The organism is Mesorhizobium sp. M7A.F.Ca.US.008.03.1.1 (assembly GCF_003997495.1).
In the GTDB taxonomy this organism is placed as follows: Bacteria; Pseudomonadota; Alphaproteobacteria; order Rhizobiales; family Rhizobiaceae; genus Mesorhizobium.
Genome location: NZ_RZRU01000026.1, coordinates 25,158 through 48,391, shown reverse-complemented (window position 1 = coordinate 48,391; position 23,234 = coordinate 25,158). Strand labels below are relative to the sequence as shown.

The following is a 23,234-nucleotide window of genomic DNA, read 5'->3' as shown; positions in this document are numbered from 1 at the left end:
CGCGCCCGCCTCAACTTCCCTAGATGAACTGCACCTCGACGATCTCATATCCTCTGGCACCGCCAGGCGCATTGACCTCGATGGCGTCGCCGACTTCCTTGCCGATGAGCGCACGCGCAATCGGCGAGGAGATCGAGATGCGGCCGGACTTCACGTCCGCTTCCTGGTCGCCGACGATCCGGTAGGTCTTCTTTTCCTCGGTGTCCTCGTCGACCAGCACCACGGTGGCGCCGAACTTGATCTTGTCGCCGCTGAGCTTGCTGACGTCGATCACCTCGGCGCGCGCGATATAATCTTCAAGCTCGTTGACGCGGCCCTCGTTGAGGCTCTGCGCCTCCTTGGCGGCATGATATTCGGCATTTTCGGACAGGTCGCCATGCGAGCGCGCCTCGGAGATCGCCTCGATGATGCGCGGCCGCTCTTCCTGCTGGCGCCAGCGCAGTTCTTCCTTCAATGACGCGAACCCCTCGCCTGTCATCGGGACCTTGTTCATGATGCCTGCCTTTCCTGCTGCCACCCCCGCATATCGGGGAAAGCCTTGTCGATGGGTACAAAAAGAAAACGGGTCCGGCAGCCTCGGGCTAACGGAACCGTTTCACCGCAATTTCCCTGAATATAGCAATGTCAGCGGGTTTTTCACGCCCAAAAATCGGTTTTGTGAAAATCATCCCCGCATTCGTCAGTCAGGGGCGGTGAATGAAACCGAAGGCAACAAAAAAGCGGCCGCGATCGCTCGCAGCCGCTTAAAAGAGCCCTGGGATCTTTTCAGCTTCTCATGAAATGGTCGATCTGCTCGGCCAGCATGCCATATTCACGCGAACCCTTGCCGGTCCGCTTCTCGATTTCCATCAACTGCTGCTGGGCGCCGGCCAGATCGCCGATCTGCAGATGCGCTTCGCCGAGATATTCGCGCACCAGCGTGTAGTTCGGATCGATGCGCAGCGCTTCCTCGTAATAGCCGAGGCCGACGGTGACGCGGCCGGAATGACGGTGCGAATAGCCGAGATAATTGAGGATGCGCGGATCCTGCTTGTTGGCGGCGAGGCTGAGCACGGCAATCGCCTCGTCATAGCGCCCGGCCAGAGCCAACGCGTGGCCGGCATCATAGATGCTGTCGTCGTCCAGCATGCCTTCCTGGGGTGCCACGCACTTTTTCTTCTTCTTGTCCCAGACCTGGCCCTTCTTGCACTGGGTGACGGTCTGATCGCTGCCACCACTGTCGCCGCCGGCGGCAAACACCGGAACGGCAAGGAACTGCAGAGCGACCAGCGCGGTTGCAGCCTGGATCAGCATTCTTTTATGCATCGAAGCCTCCTTGAGGGGTGAGAATGCAACACTAACGCCGGTCGGCTTGCGTTTCATCCCGGAAAATTACGTGCGGGAGAACATCAGGTGACGGATGCTGCGAATCCGCTATCATCCGGCAAACGACCTCAGGGAGACGGCCCTTGCAGCGGCGGCTTGAAAAGGACTGGGAGCTTTCGATCGGCCCTGACACGGTGCGCCTGTTCATCCTCAAGGCCAAGGCGCTGAGTGCGGCCGTCAATGAAGACTATGCCGATGGCGCCGAGCACGAGGTCGAACTCGATGGCGAGTCCCATGTCAACCATCACCATGACGGCCTTGCCGAGGAAAGCTCCGAGAACCTTACCGAGGAAGAGCTGCGCGAGCTGATCAACGACCTCAATGTCGATGAAGCAGCCGAATTGATCGCGCTGGCCTGGGTCGGTCGCGGCGACTACGACGCCGCCGAATGGGTGGACGCACTTGCCGCGGCGCGCGAACGCGCCAACAAGCGCACCGCAAAATACCTGCTTGGCATGCCGCTGCTCGCCGACTGGCTGGAGGAAGGGCTGGAAGCGATCGGTGCGTAACGACGCGGTTACCGTTCGTGATGCGGCCAAGGCAACCACCTTGCGTCGGCGTCGTTGAGGGCGATGGGGTCGCTTGTCTTTTCCCGAACATTCAGGATCGCATTCGTCATGGCCGTCACGGCCTTGCTGATGATGCCCGCCGAGGCGAGACATCGCCATCGGCATCACGAGCCGTTGACGCCGAGGGTAGAGCAGCCGTTGACACCACGAGCCGAACAGTCCCTTAAACCGCGAGGCGGAAAGCGCCTGAAACCACGAAGACACCGGTCGGTGACGCCGAAGCAGGCACAGCAGAAAACTCTGCCTCCGCTGCCCTTGCCTGCCGATGTTCCGGTGCACGGGCCCGGTATTTCGGGGTCCGGACCCGCCATTCCGGTGCCGGAACCACGCCCGGCGGACGCTGCGAACACCGCCGGCGCGCCCGACCGTTCCGATGAAGAAAAATCCCGCCAGGAAAAGCAGGCACTCCCGGAGCCATCGGCTCCCGAACCCTCAACCGATACGGAAAGCGAGCCGGAGCCGCCCGCGGTCGCGCCAACGCCGACACCAAAACCCGACGTCGCGGAGCCCGAGGCTCAGCCGCCGGCCGTTGCCCCGCAGCCACCGCACAAGCCGGCCGATGCAGATGACAAGAAGATGCTGCCAGACCCGCGCTCGGCCGATCTGCCCGATGAAAAAATGCCGGCCGAGGAAGTCGCCTGCCGCGAACGGCTGAAAACGCTCGGCGTCGAATTCGAAGAACACAAGGCGGAAAGCCAGTTCGAAATCGGCTGTTCGATCCCCTATCCCATCGTGCTGAAGACCCTTGGAAAGTCCGTCGCGATTGCCCCCGGCACCGAGCTCAACTGCAAAATGGCGGAGGCAACGGCGCGTTTTGCCGCCAATGTCATCCAGCCGGCGGCGAAAGCCGAATTCGGTGCGGACCTGCAATCGATCGGCCAGGCGTCGGCTTTTGTCTGCCGGCCACGCAACGGCACCAGAAAACTGTCGGAACACGCGTTCGGCAACGCGCTCGACATCGCCAGCTTCACGCTGTCGGACGGCAAGAAGATCGAGGTCGGCCCGGCGCCGCCGGAGAAAGACGCTAAATTCCTCAATGCCGTGCGCAAGGCGGCCTGCGGACCGTTCAAGACCGTGCTCGGACCGGGCGCCGACCCCGACCATTCCCTGCATTTCCATCTCGATCTCGAACCGCGCCGGCATGGCGGAACGTTCTGCCAGTGAGCATTGCTGATCCAGGCCGCGTGCCGCAATTCGGCCGCAGGCATGAACGCGGGCGCTGAGGTTTCCTTTACCGTTGATCGTTAAAATGCCGGATATCCATCAACGGGATTCCGCCAATGGCCGGCAAATTTCGGGCCGTGTTTTTCGCCACCGCGCGCCAGTCAAAATATGCAGCAGTGCTGACCGCCGGCCTGGCGCTGGCGGCGCTTTCCGCCTGCAACACCGGCAGTGTGCTGTCGCTGCAGCCGGCCGTCGACGTCGGCGCGCAGACGGCTGCCGTGCCGCAATATGCCGGCATGCAGAAGCTTGTTCCTTCCAATCCATACATGACGCAGGCCGCTTATCCGCGCATGGACGAGCCGATGTCGCCCGTCGAGCAGATGCCGGCCAGCGAAACCGACTGCCGTCAGCAATTGAAGCGCCTCGATGTCGCCTACACCGACCTGGCGCCGATCCATGAAGGCCAGTGCGGCATCGATTATCCGGTCAAGGTTTCGGCCATCGGCAACATCCAGATGAAACCCGCCGCGACCCTGACCTGCGACATGGCCGCCACCTTCGCCGGCTGGACGAAGAACGAACTCGTCCCCTCCGCCCGCTGGCGCTATTTCTCCGGCGTCAAGACCATCCACCAGGGCTCCAGCTATTCCTGCCGCAGGATTGCCGGCGAAGGTGTCCTGTCTGAGCACGGCAAGGGCAATGCGCTCGACGTCATGAGCATCGAGCTCAACAATGGCGACGACATCGACGTGCGCAAGCCCGGCCTGTTTGCCTTCCGCACCCGTGGCTTCCTCAACAATGTGCGCGCCGACGGCTGCCAGTATTTCACCACCGTGCTCGGTCCCGGCTACAATTACGACCACCGCAACCATTTCCATTTCGACATCAAGAACCGCAAGAACGGTTATCGCGCCTGCCGTTAGGAAGAGATCAGCCTAATCGGCGCCACCGGTTAAAGCGGCGATTTGCCGTGCAACCAAGTCCTGGATGCGCCAGAGATTCCGGTCGCGGATGCCGCTCTCTTCAAGCTTGCTCACGGTCCTGAACAAATACTGCGCCGAAGAGCCCCAATGACCGGCAGCCCGCGCCAGCGTGTCGGCAACCTGCTCCAATGGCAACCGGCCGGCATAGGCACTGCCGTCTGGCGCGGCGACGAAGGCCAAGGCACGCAGCGGGCCGTCCTTGGTCTTGACCTTGATCCAGCATGGCACGTTGGTTGGCGGGTTGGCATCGATCTCGCGGCGCATCAACTGACCAAGCTGCCCGAAATGGTCTTCCGCGGGCAGCCGATAGACGATGCCGTTGCAGCTGCCGCCTCGATCGAGCGCCAGCATCAGGGCCGGCAAATCGCGGGTTCCGCGCCAGCGGGTCAGCTTCAGGCAAAACGAGCGGTGCCATCCAGGCGCCGTGGCCGGGCGCTGCTCGACATGGGCGAATTCGGGGTTCCAGATCAACGACCCGTAGGCAAAAACCCAAAGCGTGTCGGGATGATGCTGCGAAAGCAGCTTTTCGACCAGGCCATCGAACTCCGCATCGGTGTGCTCGCTGGTTCCGGGCTCTGGTCCGGGATCAGGCTCGACACGCTCAACTTGCGCGACAAGCTCGGCGGTCAACGTCATGGGCTTGCGGCCTGCCAGCTTCCACTCCATTGCAGCCCCCGCGAAGAAACGATGGCCCACCATAGATCGGCGGCGCGCTGCTGGCCATTGATTTCCAGGGTCCGTCAGGCAACAGATATCGCACGGATCGGGCGGCGTTCATGAGCCAGCGAAGTTTTCGGCGACGCGTTGCAATCTGGGTGGCGACCTTGCTGGCCGCCTATCTGGCGCTCGCCTATTTCGCCGCACCGGAATTCTGGACGTTTCACGATCGCGGTTTTCGCACGCAGCGCTTCGAGATGCTGACGCACACGCCGCAAGGCATTCCGGGCGACCCGATCAATGTCGGCCTTGTCGGTACGCGGAAGGAGGTGGTCCACGCCGTCGCGGTCGCCGGCTGGGACACCGCCGACGCCGTGACCCTGAAGACCGCGATCGAGATCGGTGAAAGCGTGCTGTTCGACCACCCCTATCCCGATGCGCCGGTCAGCAGGCTGCTGTTCGATGGCCGCGCCCAGGATCTCGCCTTCGAAAAGCCGGAGGGCCTCAGCGCCGACCGCCGGCATCATGTCCGCTTCTGGCAGACCGATGCAAGCGGCGACGATGGCCGGCCGCTGTGGCTGGGCTCGGCCAGCTTCGATCGCGGCGTCGGCCTCAGCCACGATACCGGCGCCGTCACCCACCATATCGGCCCCGACATCGACGCCGAGCGCGACTTCCTGATGCGCGACCTGGCCACCGCCGGCACGCTGATCTCGACCAGCGACATATCGGGCGTCGGCGCCACCAGTACCGGACGCAATGGCGGCGGCGATCCCTATTTCACGGACGGCGAGGCAATTGTCGGCGTGTTGAAGCAGCTGCCATGACACATCGCAGAAGTCAGGTCGTGGTGATCACGATCTTGCCGAACGGTCCTTTCTCCAGATGCTGCAAGGCCTGCGGCACCTCGTCGAAGCCAAAGACCTTGTCGATGACCGGCTTGATCGCCAACGCCTCGATCGCCTGATTCATGCGCTCGAAGGCACGGCGATGGCCGACCGACAAGCCCTGCACGGTGATGCGGTTGCGCATGAAGGGCATGATAGGGAAGGTGAGCTCCATCGCGCCCAGCACGCCGATGATCGACAGCCGGCCGTCGGCGGCCAGCGCGTTCAGCGATCGCCGAGCATTCTCGCCGCCGACCATTTCCAGAACGTGGTTCACGCCCAGCCCGTTCGTCAGCACACGCGCGGCCTCGTCCCAGGCCGGTTGCGTGCGGTAGTTGATCCCTTGCCAGGCGCCAAGCTTTCTCGCCCGCTCAAGCTTTTCATCGCTGCTTGAGGCGACGACGGCGCGCAGCCCGAACGCGGTGGCGAACTGCAGCGCAAACAGCGACACGCCGCCGGTGCCCTGGATCAGAATGGTCTGGCCCGGCACCGGTCTGGTCGCTTCGGCCATGGCGAACCAGGCCGTCAGCGCCGCGATCGGCAATGTCGCGGCCTCGATATCGCCGAGCGACTGCGGCGCCAGCACCGCGGCGTCCTCGCCGAAGATAACATGATCGGAAAGCATGCCCGACAGCGACGACCCCAGCGTGTGCTTATGAAGCACCGGCGGCGCGTCGCCATCCGGCCAATCGGCGATCACCTGGCCGAGCACGCGCTGCCCGACCTGAAAGCGGCTGACCGCACTGCCGACGGCCACCACTTCACCCACGGCATCGGATGTCGGCACGAACGGAAAGGCAAGGTCGGGGATCAGCACGCCGTCTACGATCATCTTGTCCTTGTAATTGAGCGATACGGCCTTGGTCCGCACCAGCAGATCGTGCGGCCCTGGCTCGGGAACCTTGCCTTCCACCTGGCTTAGCCTCGACAGGCCAAAACCGCTCATCTGCCAGGATCTGTTGATTTGGGTGCTCATGTCGTCTCGCGCTCCGGGAGTGATACCAAGCGAGACATTTATGCCTTTCAACTATAGAAAATAGTGCTTCGGTGCGGTATAATTTGAGACTGATTGCGGACTAGAAGTCGACAATAGGAAATCACCATGGAAACGGCCGACCTGCAAGGCATCGTCGCGTTTGTTCAGGCGGTGGAGGCCGGCAGCTTCACCAGCGCCGGCGAGCGGCTGCATGTGACGAAGTCGGCGATCGGCAAATCGATCGCGCAACTGGAGCAGAGGCTCGGCGTTCGCTTGCTGAACCGCACCACCCGCAGTCTCAGCCCGACCAGCGAAGGCGTCAGCTACTATGAAGCCTGCATCCGGGCCCTGGCCGAGATCGAAGCCGCACAGTCGCTGCTCGCCTCGCGCCGGCAGGTCCCGTCTGGCCGGCTTCGGATCGACGTGCCGCTGGCCTTCGGCCGACGCTGCGTCGCCCCCGTGCTGTTCGAGATTTCGAGGAAATTTCCGGACCTGACGGTGGAAGTCTCCTTCAATGACCGCCGCGTCGACCTGATCGAGGAGGGCATCGACCTGGCGATCCGCATGGGCGAACTCGACGACAGCCTGTCGCTTGCGGCCAGGCGCCTCTATGCCCAGCGCTCGGCCATATGCGCGGCTCCCGACTATCTCGACAGGCATGGCCGGCCGCCATCGGTCGAGGATCTCGCGGGTCACAGCGTCATTGGCTACGGTCGCGAGGGCATCGTCCGTCCCTGGGTGATCAGGCATTCCGACGGCCATCTCGCAACCTTCGTGCCCAAGGCGCGGCTCGTTCTCGGCCATGGCGAACCGATGCTGGATGCAGCGCTCGCCGGCTGCGGCATCGCCTTCCTGCCGACATGGCTGGCCGCCGACAGCCTCAAAAGCGGCGATCTCGAAATGGTGCTGTCGGACTGCCTGGTCGAGAACATCGTCGTGCATGCCGTCTGGCCGGTGACGCGCGCGCTCACGCCAAAGGTGCGGGTTGTCGTCGACGCTCTCGTCGAACATTTTTCGGCGCCGCCCTGGGATGCCGCGTGACCGAAATACCGGTCATTTCTCAAAAATCACGCCGGACTATTTTCGAAGACGGCGCCGCAATGCTATTGACCGCTCATGTTATACGTCGAAATCGCTATCGTGGTCGTCCTCATCTGCGTGAACGGCCTTCTGTCGATGTCCGAACTTGCCATCGTCTCGTCGCGACCGGCCCGGCTGAAAGCGATGATCGACCGCGGCATCAATGGCGCCGGCCGCGCGCTTGAGCTTGGTTCGAATCCCGGCAAGTTCCTCTCCTCGGTGCAGATCGGCATCACCCTGGTCGGCGTCCTCTCCGGCGCCTTTTCCGGCGCCACGCTCGGCGAGCGGCTGGCGCAGTTCCTCGCCTCCACCGGCATGCGTGAGACCGTTGCCGATCCGCTCGGCGTCGGCATCGTCGTCGCCATCATCACCTATTTCTCGCTGATCGTCGGCGAGCTGGTGCCCAAGCAGATCGCGTTGCGTGACCCCGAGCGGGTCGCCGCCAGGGTCGCTCCGGCAATGACCATCCTCGCCACTGTATCGGCGCCGCTGGTCTTCCTGCTCGACTTCTCCGGCCGCACCATCCTGTGGCTGCTCGGCCAGCGCGGCGAAAGCGAGGAGAAGGTCACCGACGAAGAAATCAAGATGCTGGTCGCCGAGGCCGAGCATCACGGCACCATCGAATCCGACGAGCGGCGCATGATCGCCGGCGTCATGCGGCTTGGCGACCGCGCCGTGCGCGCGGTGATGACGCCGCGCACCGAGGTCGACTGGATCAATCTGCAATCCGACGAGGCGGCCATCCGCAAGCTGCTCATGGAAACGCAGCATTCACGCCTGCCGGCAGGCGACGGCGGCGTCGACGTCATGGTCGGCGTCGTCCAGACGCGTGACGTGCTGGCCGCACTGCTTGCCGGCCGCGTGCTCGACCCGCGCAGGCATGTGCGCGCAGCCCCTATCGTCTACGACCAGGCCGACGCGCTGGATGTGCTGCAGAAACTAAAGGAATCCGACGTGCCGATGGCGCTGGTGCATGACGAATACGGCCATTTCGAAGGCATCGTCACCCCGGCCGACATTCTGGAAGCCATCACCGGCGTGTTCCGCGCGGACACCGACGCCGGCGATGAGGAAAATGCGGTCAAGCGCGAGGACGGTTCGTGGCTGCTCGCCGGCTACATGCAGGCCGACGAGATGGCCGACATTCTCGGCATCGACCTGCCGGAGAACCGCGATTACGAAACCGTCGCCGGTTATGTGCTGTCGCACATGCATCATCTGCCGGCGACTGGCGAATGCGTCGACGCGCAGGGCTGGCGCTTCGAGGTGGTCGATCTCGACGGCCGCCGCATCGACAAGCTGATCGCCACCCGTCTGCCCGGCGCTCACCGCGAGGCGGTGCGCTGACGGTCATCGCGATGTGCAGAATTCGCTCTATCGTTCCCAGAAGGACTTGGCGATCTCTCCTTCGACCTGCTCTATCGTCAGGCCGATATCGTCGATCAGATGCGGATTGTCCTTCGACATTTGCCTGAGTTGCCAGCGAAAGCGTATCCGCTCGCGCCAGGTTCGATCGTGCCAGCTCGCGATGATGCTTCGCAGGGTTTTCAGGAGCCGGCGTGATGCCGGCCGCACGGGCGTTCCCGGCCGCGCTGTACAAATGAGGGCATTGGTCATGGCAACCTCCATATGGTTTGAGGGCCTAGGGCTCTCTATGAGGTTGAATTCTGCAGGATACGGACGGCGCCGTAATTAAGCCCTCCCAAATAGTTCTCAAAACTTCCAAACGAGCTATAGATGCGCCTATGCAGGGATCGCGTTTTGCCTTTGGTCCGTTCGTGCTTGATCCGGGTGCGGGAACGCTGCTTCGGAACGATGTCCCCGTTGCCGTTGGCTACCGTGGGCTAAGTTTGCTTGCTGCATTCGTTGGACGGCCCGGCGAAATCCTCGGAAAGGCCGAGCTGATGGACGCGGCGTGGCCGGGCACGGCCGTCGAGGAAGGCAATCTCACCGTCCAGATCGCGCAGTTGCGCAAGCTGCTTGGTCCTGTCGGCGATAACGGCGAATGGATATCCACCGTTCCGCGCGTCGGCTACCGTTTCACGGGGGCCGTCGAACAGCTCGGCCAGGCCAAGCGAAAACCCTTGCCGCTGCCCGACAAACCATCGATAGCCGTGCTGCCCTTCATCAATTTCAGCAACGATCCCGAGCAGGATTCCTTCGTGGATGGGTTGACGGAAGACCTGATCACCGACCTGTCCAGGATATCCGGCCTGTTCGTCATCGCCCGCAACTCGACCTTTGCCTACAAGGGAAAAGCGATGGACGTGCGCGAGATCGCCGGGGATCTTGGCGTGCGCTACCTCCTGGAAGGCAGTGCAAGACGCGCTGCGGGACGCGTGCGCATCAACGCACAGCTGGTCGACGCGGTGAGTGGCGATCATCTGTGGGCGGAACGCTTCGATCGCGGCCTGGAAGATATCTTTGCCGTTCAGGACGAGGTGACGGCCAAGATCGTGGAAGCGCTGCTTGGCCGGCTGCGCGCGCCGCCACCGCGCAATCGGCCGCGAAATCTGGAGGCCTATGACCTCTGCGTGCGGGCGCGCAAGCTGATCGACGACTCGCCGCAGATGGCGCAGGAAGCGCATCTGATGCTGACGCGCGCGGTGTCGCTCGATCCTGATTATGCCGAGCCCTATCGCTGGCTCGCCATGAACCACTGGATGGGACAGGTGCATTGGGGCGGACCAACCGAGGCTGCCCGCAGCGTTGCCTTGGAGCTGGCGCGCAAGGCCGTGGCGATCGATCCCAACGATGCCGGCTGTCGCTGGATCCTGGCTTATCTGCTTGCCTATGAGCGCAGCTTCATTGAAGCGGATGCGGAATTCGCCAAGGCGATCGAGCTCGACCCGAACGAGGCCGACACTTGGGCGGCATTGTCCGACATCGCGGTCCTGGCCGGATGGGTCGAAGAAGGCCTCGAGCACATCAGCAAGGCGTTCCGGCTGAACCCGTTTCCGGCGAGTTGGTACTATCTGACGCTCGGCCAGGCGCAATATGCGGCGCGCGACTACCAAGCCGCTATCCAGACGTTGCGCCGTGACGAGACCTATCGCACAAGTTCACGCCGTTTCCTGGCGGCAAGCCTGGCCCAACTCGGCCGGCTCGACGAGGCGCGCGCGGAGGCTGAACTGTTCCTCGTCGGCAACCCGCATTTCACAACCCATCACTGGGCGACGACCGAGCCATTCCGTGACGCAGCTGTGCTTGAGCATTTCGTTGTTGGCTTTCGCAAGGCCGGTCTTCCCGAGTGACGCGCCGGCATCCGGCCTACCCACAGCTAACCCAGGTCTAGACGTCGGTATGATGTCGGTGGCGCGAGACCTTCTCGCGGTTGCCGCAGGTGCGCATGCTGCACCAGCGCCGCTTCCCGCCTCGCGACGTATCGAGGAAAAGCCAGCCACAGCGAGGGCAGGAATGCAGCCTGTCGCGCGGCAGGGTGAAGAACGCTTCGATGGACAGCATGGCCAGCAACGCGGTGACGGCCTCCGGGTCACGCCACCGGGCGAGGGCAAGCTCCGGCCTGGTGCGATCCAGCTCGATAGAGCCGGCGGCAAGCGAGCTTGCCGTGCGCGAGAACAACACGCCGAGCGGTTCGACCGCAGACGGTTTGCCCGCGGCGATTGGCTCGAAAACCTGAAATGACGCCTCCCGCATTTCGCGGACCCATTCCACGAACCGCCCATCCGCTATCTCGGCGACGGCCTGCGCCTGGCGATCGTCGGCAAGCCCTGAGGCGCTGAACCAGTTCGCAACATCCCAGACGGACTTGAACAGTTCATTGTCAGCTGCCGGCGCCCGCCGGTCGAACACGGCGTTCGACAGGTCCAAGGCGGGATGTCCGCCTATGAAGTGATCCGGCACCCATTCGGTGTATGCATCGCCCATGGAACATAACCTCATTAGCCGGATTATACGGTTACATGATGTAACCGTGATCATGCAGATATGTGGTGTCAAAGCCATAGCACCGCCAGATAGGCGCGGAACCCCTGGGAGAGAGCGGATGCGAAGCAATCGTTACAAGACCCGCCACGAAACCATAGATGTCGACGGCCTCGACATCTTCTACCGTCATGCCGGCGATCCCGGCAGACCGGCAATCCTGCTGCTGCACGGATATCCGACTTCGTCGCACGTCTATCGCAATGTCATCGAACCGCTGGCGGAGACAGCCTATGTGGTGGCGCCGGATCTGCCCGGTTTCGGCTTTTCGTCCGCCCCTTCCATCGATGCCTATGACTACACGTTCGAGAACCTGGCCAACACGATCGAAGCCTTCATCGAGGCCCTCGGCCTCCAGCGATTCTTCCTCTACATCACTGACTTCGGCACGCCCGTCGGCTATCATCTCGCCACACGGCGGCCGGATCGAATCCTCGGCCTGATCGCGCAGGACAGCAATGCCCATGACGAAGGGCTGGGACCGGAATGGGACGCGCCGAAGGCGTTCTTCGCCGAACCGACTGAAGAAAACCGCGCCAAACTGCCGGACTGGATGAATTTCGAGGGGACCCGAAACCAATATATCGGCGGTCTCCCCGAGCGTCTGAAGGTGTTGTTTCCACCCGAGGGTTGGTATCTCGATACGGAGCGCCTGGCCAGGCCCGGCAACACCGACATTCAGTTCGAAATCTTCACCGATTATGGCTCGCACATCGCGCGCTTCCCGGTCATCCAGGCCTATCTCCGCGACCAACAGCCAGCATGCCTTGTGCTGTGGGGGCGGCACGACGCCTTCTTCGCGCTGGATGAGATCATGGCCTACAGCCGCGACCTCGACGCCATCGAAATCCATGTCTTTGAGAGCGGACACATGCTTCTCGAAACGCATCATCGCCAATGCGCGGCCCTCATCGCTCATTTCATGCACGAGGTGGAGGCTGGGGTATTTCGCGATCCTGCAGGGCGCTGACTATCGGCGCTCAAACCGCCACTTCGATGGGCTCGGCAAGCTTGGGATTGGCCCGCGCGGCGATCAAGCAGCCGGCAACGATCAGGCACGCTCCCGTCAAGGTGGTCCAGGTCGCCTCCTCGCCGAAGAAGAACCAGCCAAGTGCTACCGCCCAGATGAAGGCCGAGTATTCCGTCGGGATCAGATATTGCGCTTCGGCGCGGGCGTAGGACCAGCTCATCAGGAATTGCCCGGCAAGCGACAGCACCGTCACCCCGGCCAAAGGAAGCCAAAGATTGCTCGGCAGGGCGACGGCGAGCCAGGGTGCCGCGAGGCCGAGGAGGATGGCAACGCAAAGGTTCTGGAACAGCATGATCTCGATCGGCTTGGCCAACTGCGCCTGTTGCCTGGCGAGGATCAGATTGTAGCCGTAGAACACCGTCGATACGAGCACCGCTGCCGTGCCGAGTATGGCGTCTTGCGAATAGTCTGCCTGCCCGAACTGGCCGGCCATGATGATGGCGACGCCGGTGATGCCGGCCAACGATGCCCAGACAGCCTGGCGCCGGATCCGCTCGCCCAGCAGCAGCGCGGCGAGAAACAGGGCAAACAAGGGCGCCACGAAGCTGAGCCCGATCGCCTCCGCGAGCGGCAGCCTGGCCAAGCCCCAGAAGAACGATATCAGGACGACGCCGACAATCGCGGCACGCAGCGCATGCAGCCTCAGCACCGGAATGGTTGGCTTTAAGCGCGGTCCCGCCAACCAGGCCGCGCCCGCGACCACGGTCGCGACCATGCTGCGCCACAGCAAGGTGTTGTAGACGCCGACCGCGATGACCAGGATCTTCATCGCTGCATCCATCCCCGACAGCAGGAAGATCGCAAGGGCGCATACGAGCACCGGGATCATCGGGGAAACGGCGCCAGTCAGGCTGGATGTCTTCACGGCTTCACTCATGTGACGGATTGCCGCCGGATATATCAGGGCAAAAGTGCGCGACCAGATGGCAGCCCCGTCGATGTAGCAGTCCAACCCCGATCGGCGTCGTGTTCGCGACTATCGATATCAGGGTATCAGCACCACCTTCCCGGTCGACCGGCGTTCATCCAGCAATCGGTGCGCTTCGCCGGCCTGGTCGAGCGGGAATCGGCCGCCGATCGTGACCTGCAGCCGGCCGCTTGCCGCCATTTGGAACAGCTCGGACAGGCTGGCTTTCAGCACATCGGCAGACAGCAGCGGCAGCAGCGCGAAGCCCCTGAGCGACTGGTTGCGGCCGATCATCGCCTCCAGGTCGGACGCAGCGAGGCCAAAGCGCCCGAGCGCCGCAAACACCAGTTCGCCGCCAGGCGCCAAGGCCTGCAGCGACGCAGCCGTCAGCGCGCCGCCGACCGTATCATAGATGATGTCGACGCCCTTCCCGTCCGTAACGTTACGGACCTGGGCGGGCCAATCCGGATTGGTGTAATCGACTGCGGCATCGGCTCCCCGCGAGAGGCAAAGATCGAGCTTGGCCTTGCCGCCGGCGGCCGCGGTTACGTAGCGTGCGCCCTTTAGCCCGGCCAGTTGGACAAGCAGCGATCCCACACCGCCCGATGCGGCCGGCACCAGCACTGCCTTGCCATCGGGAGGGCTTTGCCGAAGCAGATGAAGTGCCGTCAGCCCCTGCACCATGAGCGCCGTCGCAGCCTCGAACGACAGCGAATCCGGCAGCGGCACGACGAGATCGGCTGACATCGTCACCTGCTCCGCATAGCCGCTGTGGGGACGCTGCGAGATACACAGCGGCGCGGCCACGCGGCGACCCAGCAATTGTGCATCCACGCCTTGCCCGACGGCCTCGACGACACCCGCCGCCTCGACACCCGGAATCATCGGCAGTTGCGGCGTCACCGCGTAGCGGTTCGCGCGCATCAGCACTTCGAAGAAATTGATCCCGGCGGCATGGACACGGATCAGCACCTCGCCGGCCTGCGGCACCGGGGTCGGCAGATCGACCGCCTCCAGCACCTCGGGACCACCGAAGCGGTTGAGTTGAATGGCTTTCATGGCAAACTCCGATCGCACTGGCATCGGCAGCGGTTTGCCACTATCTGCGGAACCTCGACTACACACTCATTTGTCCCCTGCTGACCAGGAGGTGACCATGGCTGCACTGATCAAAAGACTGCCTATGCTGCCGGCGGAACGGGCGCTGAAAGTGATCGCGGGCCGCTGGAAGGCGGTCATCCTCTACCATCTCTTCGATGGGCCCCGGCGGCTATCGGCACTCAAGGCGCTGATGCCGGGCATCACCCAGAAAGTGCTGATCCAGCAGCTGCGCGAAATGGAAGAGCACGGCCTCGTCAGCCGCGAGATCTTCGCCGAAGTGCCCTCGCGCGTCGAATATTCGGCGACGCGCCTCGGCCTCAGCCTCGAGCCGATCCTGCTGGCGCTCTGCCAATGGGGCCAGCACCACGCCGACGAGTTGAACGAGACGGACCGCCTCGCCGACTGCATCATCCGGCCACGGCAGGCGATGCACGCACACATGGCATAGATCGAATTGACGGGGCGGGTTGCCGACACGGCTGGCCCGTCGCAGGTTGTCGATTGTCTACAGACGGATCGGAAAAAATGCACCGCATAGCTTCAGGCGACCTTTATCAGACCTACGATCTTGGTGACTTGCGCATCACCTCCTTGCGCGATGGCTACGTCGACATGCCGATCGGACGGCTTCGGCAAACCGGCGACAAGCCTTTTGGCGATGAATTGCCGCAACAAGTCGCTTTGGTCGGTGGTCAACTCAGGCTTTCCGTCAATGCCTTTGCGGTTGACGATGGAAACGGGATCATCTTGATCGATACCGGTGCCTCGAACGCCTGGCATCCCACCATGGGCCGACTTCCCGAGGCGCTGGACGAAGCTGGCATCGATGCCGGACGAGTTCGTACCGTCTGCTTCACCCACACGCATCTCGACCACATCCATGGTCTTGTGCTTGCCGACAGCCGGGACGCTTTCCCGCGCCTGGCGCGCTTGCTTGTTCCCAGGGAAGAACTCGGCTTTTTTCGCGCCGAAGCGCGGCTCGAACGATTTCACGGCATGGTGGAACCATTCGAAGCCGGAGACCGTATCGGGACACATGTCGACATTGTCGACGCTCATGGCCATGAAGCAGGACACAGCTGCTTTCGTGTTTCTGGCGGCGGCGAACGCATTTTGATTTGGGGCGACACCGTTCACGTCCCATCGCTTCAGTTCGATCGACCTGAGGTGACCTGGGAATTCGATGCCGATCAGGACCAGGCGCGCGAAAGCCGGTTGCGGTTGCTGGCGCTTGCTGCCGACGATCATTGTTTCGTTGCCGGCGCGCATCTGGATTCGCCCGGTGTTGGCCGCGTCGTCCGATCCGGCGCCAGCTTTCGATTCGAGCCGCTATAATTGAAAAGGGCGGCGCAAGCGCCGCCCCGGTTCCTTGGGAGGATAATTCGAACCGGCGCTCAGGCCGCCTTGACTTCCTCGGCGACGGCGTCGGCCTGACGCGCTGCCTTGAGCACCTTGGCCCACCACGCAACATCGTTGACCAGCGCCGTGGCGGCCTGGTTCAGATGCTCTAGGTCTTCCAGCTTCTTCTCGCCCTGGCGCACGGCAAGGAAATCGCCCCAGGCGATATGGACGGCCGACTTGACCGGCGCCATCTGCAATTCGACGGCATACAGTCTAAGCTGTTCGACGGCACGCGAGCCGCCGACGCTGCCATAACCGACAAAGCCCGCCGGCTTCTTGTTCCATTCGTTGGCTGCGTAGTCGATGGCGTTCTTCAGCACGGCGGTCGGGCCGTGATTGTATTCGGCTGCGGTGAAGATGAAGCCGTCGAAGCTGGCGACCTTCTTCTGCCAGCGCTGTGCCACTTCGTTCTGCGACGGCGCCCAGGCGGAGGAAGCGACCTCGTCGAAGAACGGCAGCGGGAAGTCGCGCAGGTCGACGATCTCGACGTCGATGTCGGCATGCGACTTGGCAATCTTGGCGATCCACTGGGTCGGCACATCGGCGAAACGAGCGGCGCGCGTCGATCCGACGACGATGGCAATCTTGGGTTTGGACATAAGGGCTCTCCTTGCACGAAGTACTGGTATCATTTGGATACCTGCGCTATATGAGATACTGCAAACGCGACGCGCAAGAAGGCACTTTTTTGTTACCGAGGCACCCACACCGCACCGAGGACTGCCGCGCCATCTCGGAAATCCTGCAGCGCGTCGGCGACAAATGGACCGTTCTGGTCGTCGGCAAGCTGGGCGACGGACCGCTGCGTTTCAACGAATTGCGCGCAGCTGTCGGCGGCATCTCGCAGAAGATGCTGACCACCACCTTGCGCGGGCTGGAGCGTGACGGCTTCGTCACCCGCACCGTGTTTCCAACCATTCCGCCGCGCGTCGATTATGAGCTGACCGAGCTTGGCCACGAGCTGCTGATCCCCGTCAGCGCGCTGAGCGAATGGGCGCGCGCGAACACCATGCGCGTCAAGGCGGCGCGCGAAAAATTCGACGGCACGCACGCCTGAAACCCTTGCGTTGCAAGGGATTCAGCCCCGCACGCAACTTCCGGCTTGTCTGATCGGAGATTCTGTCTCGGCTGCGTGGATCGTTGCCCGAATGCACGCGCCGTTTTGGCTGGCGGATTGCCGCTCATGCCGTCCCCTGACGGCTGCCGCTCAGGCTCCTGATGTGCGGACATCGCATCGCGCGACGGCACAGGTATCACACCGTGCCCCCCGCTCGCCGGGAGCCTTGTCATCATGCGTGCAGGCAATGCGCGAGATGTCTTCCTTCACCTCCGCGTAAGCGGTCACGCCGAGCAGGCAGGTCGTCGCGACCAGGGCTGCCACGAGCCAACCGTTCAGCAGATGTTGACGCATTGTCTCTCCTCCGAAGCCCGCACAATCGGGCCTGGAGGCAACCATTGAATGTCGCGAAAAGCGCCTCCCGCACGGGCGCTGTTACAAATGGCCAAGCTTGGGAGACACGGCTTCCGTCAGCCTTCGGCAGGGACCGCCTTTGGCTTGCCTTCGCCGTCCAGCGCCACCATGACGAAATCGGCGTGGGTGACCTTTTCCATCAGGTCGGAGAGGTAGCGCTGCGCCCAGGCCTCGACCTTGAGCGTCATCGAGGTGCGGCCGACACGCTCGACATGGGTGTAGATGCACAGGGTGTCGCCGATCTTCATCGCCTTGGCGAAGGACATCTCCTTCACCGCCGCGGTGACCACGCGGCCCTTGGCGCGCTCGGCGGCGCGGATGCCGCAGGCCAGGTCCATCTGCGCCATCACCCAGCCGCCGAAAATGTCGCCCGCCGCATTGGCGTCCGAAGGCATGGCCAGAGTGCGCAACGTCAGATCGCCAAGCGGCCGTCCTTCAGCGTAGTGCACCATGCGAGAAATCCTTCGAGACCGGCTGCCCTCGATCCCGTATCGTCACGGCGCCCGAAGGTCAACGCGCCACGGCATGGCCACGGGCTCCGAAGCTTTTCGCGATAGGAATTTTTTCTTGACTCGGTGCCCTCAGCTATGGTAGATATTCGCTCATGGTGCTGGTTTGCGCCAGTGACCCGCCGCAGAGGCGGGTTTTCGTTTAATGCACCGTCAGCCAACGCCCCGCGAAATTTGATCAGGCCTAGAAATAGCGCCTGAGGTTCCTGCGAATGCGATCGAGCACGCTGTCCCCGGAAAGGTCCGGAGAAAAGTCCTTGCCCGTGATCGCCTCATAGGCCTGCGCGTAGACCCCAGAAGCCTGTTCGACGATCTCGTCGGGTATTTTGGGGATCGGGTCGCTGTAGGGATCGCAGCGCGCCGAGACCCAGGAGCGGATGAAATCCTTGTCGAAGCTCTCCGGCCGGCTGCCGCTAGCGAGCGCCTGTTCGTAGCTCGCTGCGATCCAGTACCGGCTGCTGTCGGGCGTGTGGATTTCGTCGGCAAGAATGATGGTCCCGTCCCTGTCGGTGCCGAATTCGTACTTCGTGTCGGCGAGGATGAGGCCGCGTTCGGCGGCACGCTGCTGGCCGCGGCCGAACAGCCGCAAGGCGTAATCCGATACCATCTCCCACTGCGCTGGCGTAAGCAGGCCCTGTTCGAGGATCTCGGCTTTGGACAGCGGTTCGTCGTGGCCACCATGCGCGGCCTTGCTGGTCGGAGTGATGATCGGCTCTGCCAGCTTCTGATTGTCGCGCAGGCCCTCCGGCAGGCGGATGCCGTACATGTCACGGTCACCGCGCTTGTAGCGCGTCAGGATCGAGGTGCTGGTGGTTCCCGCCAGATAGCCACGCACGACGATCTCGACCGGCAGGATGTCGAGCCTTGTGCCGACGACGACGTTCGGGTCGGGGTATTCCAGAACATGGTTCGGGCAGATGTCGGCGGTTTCCTCGAACCAGTACCGCGCCGTCTGGGTGAGGATCTCGCCCTTGAACGGGATCGAAGTCAGGATGGCGTCGAAGGCACTGAGGCGGTCGGTGGCGATAATGATGCGCCGGCCATCCGCAAGGTCGTAATTTTCGCGGACCTTGCCGCTGTAGTGGCCCGGCAGTTCGGGGATGAACGCATCCGACAGGGTCCGCATATGATTTTCCTGCCTTCCGCAGTGTGGCCTGAGCATGATCCCGAAAAGTTGCAGACTTTTGGGAAAAATCATGCGCCAAGATAATACCATCGCATAGGCTGTCGAGAAGGTAGATATCAAGCGCGATTGTCGGGAATCCACGCAAACCCGACCAGTTCGACGGTCGCTTTTTTCACAACTGATGCCGGATGGCGCGGCGACGCGATCAACCCGTCGCGTCTAGGCTGCAGCCAGATTTCCGGAGCCTCCCATCTCATCATGCAGACCTATGATTTCATTATCGTCGGCTCCGGCTCGGCCGGCTCGGTCCTGGCCGACAGGCTGTCGGCCTCGGGGCGCTTCTCGGTGCTGGTGCTGGAAGCCGGCGGCACCGACCGCCGTTTCTACGTGCAGATGCCGCTCGGCTACGGCAAGACCTTCTTCGATCCTGACGTCAACTGGAACTACAAGACCGAGCCGGATCCCGGCCTCGCCGGCAATGCCGACCACTGGCCGCGCGGCAAGCTGCTCGGGGGTTCGAGCTCGATCAACGCCATGGTCTGGATCAGGGGCGCGCGCGAGGATTTCGACGCTTGGGCCGCTGCCGGCAATCCCGGCTGGGGTTATGATGACCTCTTGCCCGCCTTCAAGGCGATCGAGGACAACCAGGCCGGCGCCGACGCATGGCGCGGCGTCGGCGGCCCGCTGCATGTCACCGACTGTTCGGACGCCGTCCACCCGCTGACCAGGCGCTATCTGGCCGCCGGCCAGCAGGCCGGGCTGCCGCTCAATCCGGATTTCAACGGCGCCGCCCAGGAAGGCGTCGGCGTCTACCAGATCTCGACCCGCAACGGCCGCCGCATGTCGGCGGCGCGCGCTTTCCTGCGCCCGGCAATGAAGCGCGCCAACGTCCGCGTCGAGATGAAGGCGCTGGCGACCAGGGTGCTGTTCGAGGGCAAGCGCGCCGTCGGCGTCGAATATCAGCAGAACGGCGAGACGAAGACGGCGCGTGCCGGCCGCGAAATCATCCTGTCGGGCGGCTCGGTCAACTCGCCGCAATTGCTGCAGCTGTCCGGCGTCGGCCCATCCGCCCTGCTCAAAGGCCTGGGCATCCCGATCGTCCAAGCCAACGAGAATGTCGGCGCGCATCTGCAGGACCATGTCGGCATCAACTACACCTTCAAGGGCAAGCTGCCGACGCTCAACCAGACGCTGCGTCCCTGGTGGGGCAAGCTGCTGGTCGGCATGCAATACATCCTGACCCGCTCCGGCCCGCTATCGCTGTCGATGAACAATGCCGGCGGCTTCTTCCGCACCGACCCTGCGGCCAGCCGCCCCAACATGCAGCTCTATTTCCAGGCCTTCTCGACCGTCATTCCCAAAAGCGGCGAGCGCCCGATCCTGACGCCGGATCCATGGCCGGGCTTTTCCATCGGCCTGTCCAACTGCCGCCCGTCGAGCCGCGGCGAGATCATGATCCGCTCCAGCAACCCGCGCGACTACCCCAAAATAACAGCCAATGCCTATTCGACCGAGGCCGATGTCGCCGAAATGCTTGGCGCGGTGAAGTTCGTGCGCCAGATCGCCTCGATGCCTGCAATGGCCGAGATCATCGAGGAAGAGGTTTTGCCCGGTCCTTCAATCACTTCAGACGCCGATCTGATCCAGGATTTCCGGAAACGCTCGGGCACCGTCTATCATCCGGTCTCGACCTGCCGCATGGGACCTGATCCCGCGCGCGCCGTCGTCGATCCGCGTCTCAGGGTGCATGGTCTCGAAGGCTTGCGCGTCATCGATGCCTCGATCTTTCCCGACAACATCACCGGCAACACCAACGCCGCCTCGATCATGACCGGTTGGAAGGGCGCCGAACTGGTTCTGGAGGACCAAGAATGAAGATCACCGACGTCAAGACCTGGGTTGTCGGCAACCCGCCGCCCGGCATCGGCGGCAAGTATTTCATCTTCGTCAAGCTGACCACCGATGGCGGCGTGGTCGGCTATGGCGAGGCCTACAACGCCACCTTCTCCGCCCATGTCACGGCGAAGATGGTCGAGGACATGGCCGAGCGCTATCTCGTCGGCCGCGATCCGCACGACATCGAGACCTTCTTCCGCCGCGCCTATTCGTCTGGCTTCACCCAGCGCCCCGACGTGTCCGGCATGGGCTGCTTCTCGGCGCTGGAAATGGCCTGCTGGGACATCATCGGCAAGGAGGCCAACAAGCCGGTCTACAAATTGCTCGGCGGCCAGGTGCACGAGACGCTGCGCGCCTACACCTATCTCTATCCGCACACCGGCAGCGTCCATTCCGAGGATGCGCACGGCAAGAACGTCTACAACGACCCCGATCTCGCCGCCGCCTGCGCGCTAGAATATGTCGAGCAGGGTTTCAACGCCGTCAAGCTCGATCCGGCCGGCCCCTACACCGCCTTCGACGGCCACCAGCCGCGTCTTGTCGACATCGATCTGTCCACCCGCATGGTCAAGGCGATTCGCGAGGCGGTCGGCACCCGCGCCGACATCCTGTTTGGCACGCATGGCCAGTTCACTGCCTCCGGCGCGCTGCGCATGGCGCGCGCCATCGAGCCCTATGATCCGCTGTGGTTCGAGGAGCCGGTGCCGCCTGACATGCCCGAAGTGATGGCGCAGGTCGCTCGCGGTACGTCGATCCCGATCGCCACCGGCGAACGGCTGACGACCAAATTCGAATTCGCCCGCGTCATCGAGAACCGCGCCGCGACCATCCTGCAGCCGGACCTCGGCCGCTCGGGCGGCATCCTCGAAACCAAGAAGATCGCCGCCATGGCCGAGGCCTACCACATCCAGATCGCACCGCACTGCTATTGCGGACCGATCGTGGGTGCGGCCAACATCCAGCTGGCGGTGACGCTGCCCAATTTCCTCATCCTGGAATCGCTGAAGCAGTGGGACGGTTTTCACGCCACGCTGCTGAAGAAGAAGATCGAGTGGCAGGACGGCAACGTCATCCCCTCAAAGGAGCCGGGCCTCGGCGTCGAACTCAATGAGGCGGTCTGCGACGCGCACCCCTATACGGGCAAGGACCTGCATCTGCAGATGATGCAGACGCCGTTGATGCCGTGAGTAAAAGCTACGCCTTCATCGGCCTTGGCCATCTCGGCGGCAACCTTGCCGTCAGCCTGATCCGCAACGGCTTTGCCGTCACCGTCTTCGACCGCGACCCCGCCGCCGTCGAGCGCCTTGTGGCGCTCGGCGCCACGGCAGTGAAGAGCGCCGCCGACGCCGCCGCGCGGGCCGGCAACGCCATCACGTGCCTGCCCTCGCCCAAGGTCAGCGAAGCGGTGCTGGCCGGCCCCGGCGGATTGCTTGAGGGCCTGCCCCAGGGCGGCAGCTGGATCGAGATGTCGACCAACGGACGCGACGAGATTCTCCGCCTCGCGGCCCTCGCCTCGGCCAAGGGCGTCGAAACACTTGAATGCCCGGTCACCGGTGGCGTGCATCTGGCGGCGGTCGGAAAAATCACCGCACTGGTCGGCGGCGATCCAGCGCTCTACGCGCGTCATCGCCCAGCAATCGAAGCGATGTGCGCGAAGTCGTTCCTGATGGGTCCGGTCGGCTCGGCGGCGGTGATCAAGGTGATCACCAACATGCTCGCCTTCATTCATCTCGTCGCCGCCGGCGAGGCGCTGATGCTGGCCAAACAGGGCGGTCTTGACCTCGCCCAATCCTACCACGCCATCGTTGCGTCCTCGGGCAACAGCTTCGTCCACGAGACCGAAAGCCAACTCATTCTCAACGGCTCCTACGACATCGGCTTCACCATGGACCTGGCGCTAAAGGACCTCGGCTTCGCGCTGGCGATGGGCAGGGAATTCAGACTGCCACTCCAACTGGCGCCGCTTGTGAGTGAGATTTTTCAGATGGGCAAACAGGAATATGGCGGCAGCGCATGGTCCACCCAGATCGTTAAATTGCTCGAGGATGCCGTCGATACCGACCTGCGCGCGCCTGGTTTCCCGGCCAAGCTGGAACTCTGACGCCAGCCAGATATCAAGCGTTTTCAGGACGTTGGATTGATCGGCGGATTCATCTGAATCAATCTG

The 23,234-nt window shown here is 63.1% G+C and carries 27 protein-coding genes; 15 read left to right on the top strand and 12 right to left on the bottom strand.

Annotated features, from left to right (window positions below):
- Positions 1–19: 19 nt before the first annotated feature.
- On the bottom strand, positions 20–493 hold the full coding sequence (gene greA / locus EOA16_RS27490) for a transcription elongation factor GreA (RefSeq protein ID WP_127260942.1): 474 nt from the start codon (positions 491–493) through the stop codon (positions 20–22).
- Here greA and EOA16_RS27485 point away from each other — a divergent pair.
- Positions 492–779 carry a hypothetical protein gene (locus EOA16_RS27485; RefSeq protein ID WP_127260941.1) on the top strand — a complete coding sequence of 96 codons (288 nt, stop codon included), beginning with the start codon at positions 492–494 and terminating at the stop codon, positions 777–779. The genes greA and EOA16_RS27485 overlap by 2 nt on opposite strands.
- Here the strand turns inward: EOA16_RS27485 and EOA16_RS27480 are convergent.
- The gene (locus tag EOA16_RS27480; RefSeq protein ID WP_127260940.1) at positions 766–1,305 is read right to left on the bottom strand and encodes a tetratricopeptide repeat protein; all 540 of its coding nucleotides are present in this window, start codon (positions 1,303–1,305) and stop codon (positions 766–768) included. The genes EOA16_RS27485 and EOA16_RS27480 overlap by 14 nt on opposite strands.
- 143 nt (positions 1,306–1,448) lie before the next feature.
- Here EOA16_RS27480 and EOA16_RS27475 point away from each other — a divergent pair, with 143 nt between their 5' ends.
- The 3 genes from EOA16_RS27475 to EOA16_RS27465 all read left to right on the top strand — a co-directional run bounded on the left by EOA16_RS27475 (position 1,449) and on the right by EOA16_RS27465 (position 4,021).
- On the top strand, positions 1,449–1,874 hold the full coding sequence (locus EOA16_RS27475; protein ID WP_127260939.1) for a DUF3775 domain-containing protein: 426 nt from the start codon (positions 1,449–1,451) through the stop codon (positions 1,872–1,874).
- Between the two features lie 132 nt (positions 1,875–2,006).
- Positions 2,007–3,098, top strand: coding sequence for an extensin family protein (locus EOA16_RS27470; RefSeq protein ID WP_164754412.1), 1,092 nt, complete (start codon positions 2,007–2,009; stop codon positions 3,096–3,098).
- 116 nt (positions 3,099–3,214) lie between these two features.
- Positions 3,215–4,021, top strand: a complete 807-nt coding sequence (locus EOA16_RS27465; RefSeq protein ID WP_127260937.1) for an extensin family protein — start codon at positions 3,215–3,217, stop codon at positions 4,019–4,021.
- Between the two features lie 12 nt (positions 4,022–4,033).
- On the opposite strand, the gene EOA16_RS27460 is transcribed toward EOA16_RS27465, so the two are convergent.
- Complete coding sequence (locus EOA16_RS27460; protein WP_127260936.1) at positions 4,034–4,747, bottom strand: gamma-glutamylcyclotransferase; 714 nt, start codon at positions 4,745–4,747, stop codon at positions 4,034–4,036.
- Positions 4,748–4,857: 110 nt separating this feature from the next.
- On the opposite strand from EOA16_RS27460, the gene EOA16_RS27455 reads away from it, so the two are divergent.
- On the top strand, positions 4,858–5,565 hold the full coding sequence (locus tag EOA16_RS27455; RefSeq protein WP_127260935.1) for an LssY C-terminal domain-containing protein: 708 nt from the start codon (positions 4,858–4,860) through the stop codon (positions 5,563–5,565).
- A 13-nt stretch (positions 5,566–5,578) separates the two neighbouring features.
- On the opposite strand, the gene EOA16_RS27450 is transcribed toward EOA16_RS27455, so the two are convergent.
- Entirely contained in the window at positions 5,579–6,601 is a 1,023-nt protein-coding gene (locus tag EOA16_RS27450; RefSeq protein ID WP_127260934.1) for an NAD(P)-dependent alcohol dehydrogenase, read from the bottom strand.
- A 126-nt stretch (positions 6,602–6,727) separates the two neighbouring features.
- On the opposite strand from EOA16_RS27450, the gene EOA16_RS27445 reads away from it, so the two are divergent.
- The gene (locus EOA16_RS27445; protein ID WP_127260933.1) at positions 6,728–7,642 is read left to right on the top strand and encodes a LysR family transcriptional regulator; all 915 of its coding nucleotides are present in this window, start codon (positions 6,728–6,730) and stop codon (positions 7,640–7,642) included.
- A gap of 75 nt (positions 7,643–7,717) precedes the next feature.
- Positions 7,718–9,028 (top strand): hemolysin family protein, encoded by a 1,311-nt coding sequence (locus tag EOA16_RS27440; RefSeq protein WP_127260932.1) that lies wholly within the window; start codon positions 7,718–7,720, stop codon positions 9,026–9,028.
- Positions 9,029–9,055: 27 nt separating this feature from the next.
- Here EOA16_RS27440 and EOA16_RS27435 read toward each other — a convergent pair whose 3' ends face one another.
- Positions 9,056–9,298, bottom strand: a complete 243-nt coding sequence (locus EOA16_RS27435) for a DUF1127 domain-containing protein (protein WP_127260931.1) — start codon at positions 9,296–9,298, stop codon at positions 9,056–9,058.
- Positions 9,299–9,426: 128 nt separating this feature from the next.
- Between EOA16_RS27435 and EOA16_RS27430 the strand changes: the two genes are divergently transcribed.
- The gene (locus EOA16_RS27430) at positions 9,427–10,935 is read left to right on the top strand and encodes a winged helix-turn-helix domain-containing tetratricopeptide repeat protein (RefSeq protein WP_127260930.1); all 1,509 of its coding nucleotides are present in this window, start codon (positions 9,427–9,429) and stop codon (positions 10,933–10,935) included.
- Between the two features lie 37 nt (positions 10,936–10,972).
- Here EOA16_RS27430 and EOA16_RS27425 read toward each other — a convergent pair whose 3' ends face one another.
- Complete coding sequence (locus EOA16_RS27425; protein ID WP_245456040.1) at positions 10,973–11,512, bottom strand: CGNR zinc finger domain-containing protein; 540 nt, start codon at positions 11,510–11,512, stop codon at positions 10,973–10,975.
- Positions 11,513–11,687: 175 nt separating this feature from the next.
- Between EOA16_RS27425 and EOA16_RS27420 the strand changes: the two genes are divergently transcribed.
- The gene (locus EOA16_RS27420; RefSeq protein ID WP_127260928.1) at positions 11,688–12,596 is read left to right on the top strand and encodes an alpha/beta hydrolase; all 909 of its coding nucleotides are present in this window, start codon (positions 11,688–11,690) and stop codon (positions 12,594–12,596) included.
- Between the two features lie 10 nt (positions 12,597–12,606).
- Here EOA16_RS27420 and EOA16_RS27415 read toward each other — a convergent pair whose 3' ends face one another.
- Together EOA16_RS27415 and EOA16_RS27410 are read right to left on the bottom strand one after the other, a co-directional pair.
- Positions 12,607–13,533 carry a DMT family transporter gene (locus EOA16_RS27415; protein ID WP_127260927.1) on the bottom strand — a complete coding sequence of 309 codons (927 nt, stop codon included), beginning with the start codon at positions 13,531–13,533 and terminating at the stop codon, positions 12,607–12,609.
- A gap of 108 nt (positions 13,534–13,641) precedes the next feature.
- Complete coding sequence (locus EOA16_RS27410) at positions 13,642–14,622, bottom strand: zinc-binding dehydrogenase (RefSeq protein WP_127260926.1); 981 nt, start codon at positions 14,620–14,622, stop codon at positions 13,642–13,644.
- Positions 14,623–14,719: 97 nt separating this feature from the next.
- Here EOA16_RS27410 and EOA16_RS27405 point away from each other — a divergent pair, with 97 nt between their 5' ends.
- Both EOA16_RS27405 and EOA16_RS27400 read left to right on the top strand, forming a co-directional pair.
- Positions 14,720–15,112 carry a helix-turn-helix domain-containing protein gene (locus EOA16_RS27405; RefSeq protein WP_127260925.1) on the top strand — a complete coding sequence of 131 codons (393 nt, stop codon included), beginning with the start codon at positions 14,720–14,722 and terminating at the stop codon, positions 15,110–15,112.
- Positions 15,016–15,999, top strand: coding sequence for an MBL fold metallo-hydrolase (locus tag EOA16_RS27400; RefSeq protein ID WP_348630372.1), 984 nt, complete (start codon positions 15,016–15,018; stop codon positions 15,997–15,999). The genes EOA16_RS27405 and EOA16_RS27400 overlap by 97 nt, the downstream gene beginning before the upstream one ends.
- A gap of 59 nt (positions 16,000–16,058) precedes the next feature.
- Here EOA16_RS27400 and EOA16_RS27395 read toward each other — a convergent pair whose 3' ends face one another.
- Positions 16,059–16,664, bottom strand: coding sequence for an NADPH-dependent FMN reductase (locus EOA16_RS27395; protein ID WP_127260923.1), 606 nt, complete (start codon positions 16,662–16,664; stop codon positions 16,059–16,061).
- An 89-nt stretch (positions 16,665–16,753) separates the two neighbouring features.
- On the opposite strand from EOA16_RS27395, the gene EOA16_RS27390 reads away from it, so the two are divergent.
- Positions 16,754–17,122, top strand: a complete 369-nt coding sequence (locus EOA16_RS27390) for a helix-turn-helix domain-containing protein (RefSeq protein ID WP_164754407.1) — start codon at positions 16,754–16,756, stop codon at positions 17,120–17,122.
- 150 nt (positions 17,123–17,272) lie between these two features.
- On the opposite strand, the gene EOA16_RS27385 is transcribed toward EOA16_RS27390, so the two are convergent.
- From EOA16_RS27385 to EOA16_RS27375, 3 genes are all read right to left on the bottom strand, one after another.
- Positions 17,273–17,476, bottom strand: a complete 204-nt coding sequence (locus EOA16_RS27385; protein ID WP_127260921.1) for a hypothetical protein — start codon at positions 17,474–17,476, stop codon at positions 17,273–17,275.
- Positions 17,477–17,592: 116 nt separating this feature from the next.
- Positions 17,593–17,988 carry an acyl-CoA thioesterase gene (locus EOA16_RS27380; protein ID WP_024504171.1) on the bottom strand — a complete coding sequence of 132 codons (396 nt, stop codon included), beginning with the start codon at positions 17,986–17,988 and terminating at the stop codon, positions 17,593–17,595.
- A 241-nt stretch (positions 17,989–18,229) separates the two neighbouring features.
- Positions 18,230–19,171: a phosphoribosylaminoimidazolesuccinocarboxamide synthase gene (locus EOA16_RS27375; protein ID WP_127260920.1), complete on the bottom strand. Its 942-nt coding sequence runs from the start codon at positions 19,169–19,171 to the stop codon at positions 18,230–18,232.
- A 258-nt stretch (positions 19,172–19,429) separates the two neighbouring features.
- Between EOA16_RS27375 and EOA16_RS27370 the strand changes: the two genes are divergently transcribed.
- The 3 genes from EOA16_RS27370 to EOA16_RS27360 are packed head-to-tail and all read left to right on the top strand — an operon-like array spanning position 19,430 to position 23,168.
- The gene (locus tag EOA16_RS27370) at positions 19,430–21,046 is read left to right on the top strand and encodes a GMC family oxidoreductase N-terminal domain-containing protein (RefSeq protein WP_127260919.1); all 1,617 of its coding nucleotides are present in this window, start codon (positions 19,430–19,432) and stop codon (positions 21,044–21,046) included.
- Complete coding sequence (locus EOA16_RS27365; protein WP_127260918.1) at positions 21,043–22,254, top strand: mandelate racemase/muconate lactonizing enzyme family protein; 1,212 nt, start codon at positions 21,043–21,045, stop codon at positions 22,252–22,254. Before EOA16_RS27370 ends, EOA16_RS27365 begins: the two co-directional genes overlap by 4 nt.
- Positions 22,251–23,168: an NAD(P)-dependent oxidoreductase gene (locus EOA16_RS27360; RefSeq protein WP_127260917.1), complete on the top strand. Its 918-nt coding sequence runs from the start codon at positions 22,251–22,253 to the stop codon at positions 23,166–23,168. Before EOA16_RS27365 ends, EOA16_RS27360 begins: the two co-directional genes overlap by 4 nt.
- The last annotated feature ends 66 nt before the right edge of the window (positions 23,169–23,234 follow it).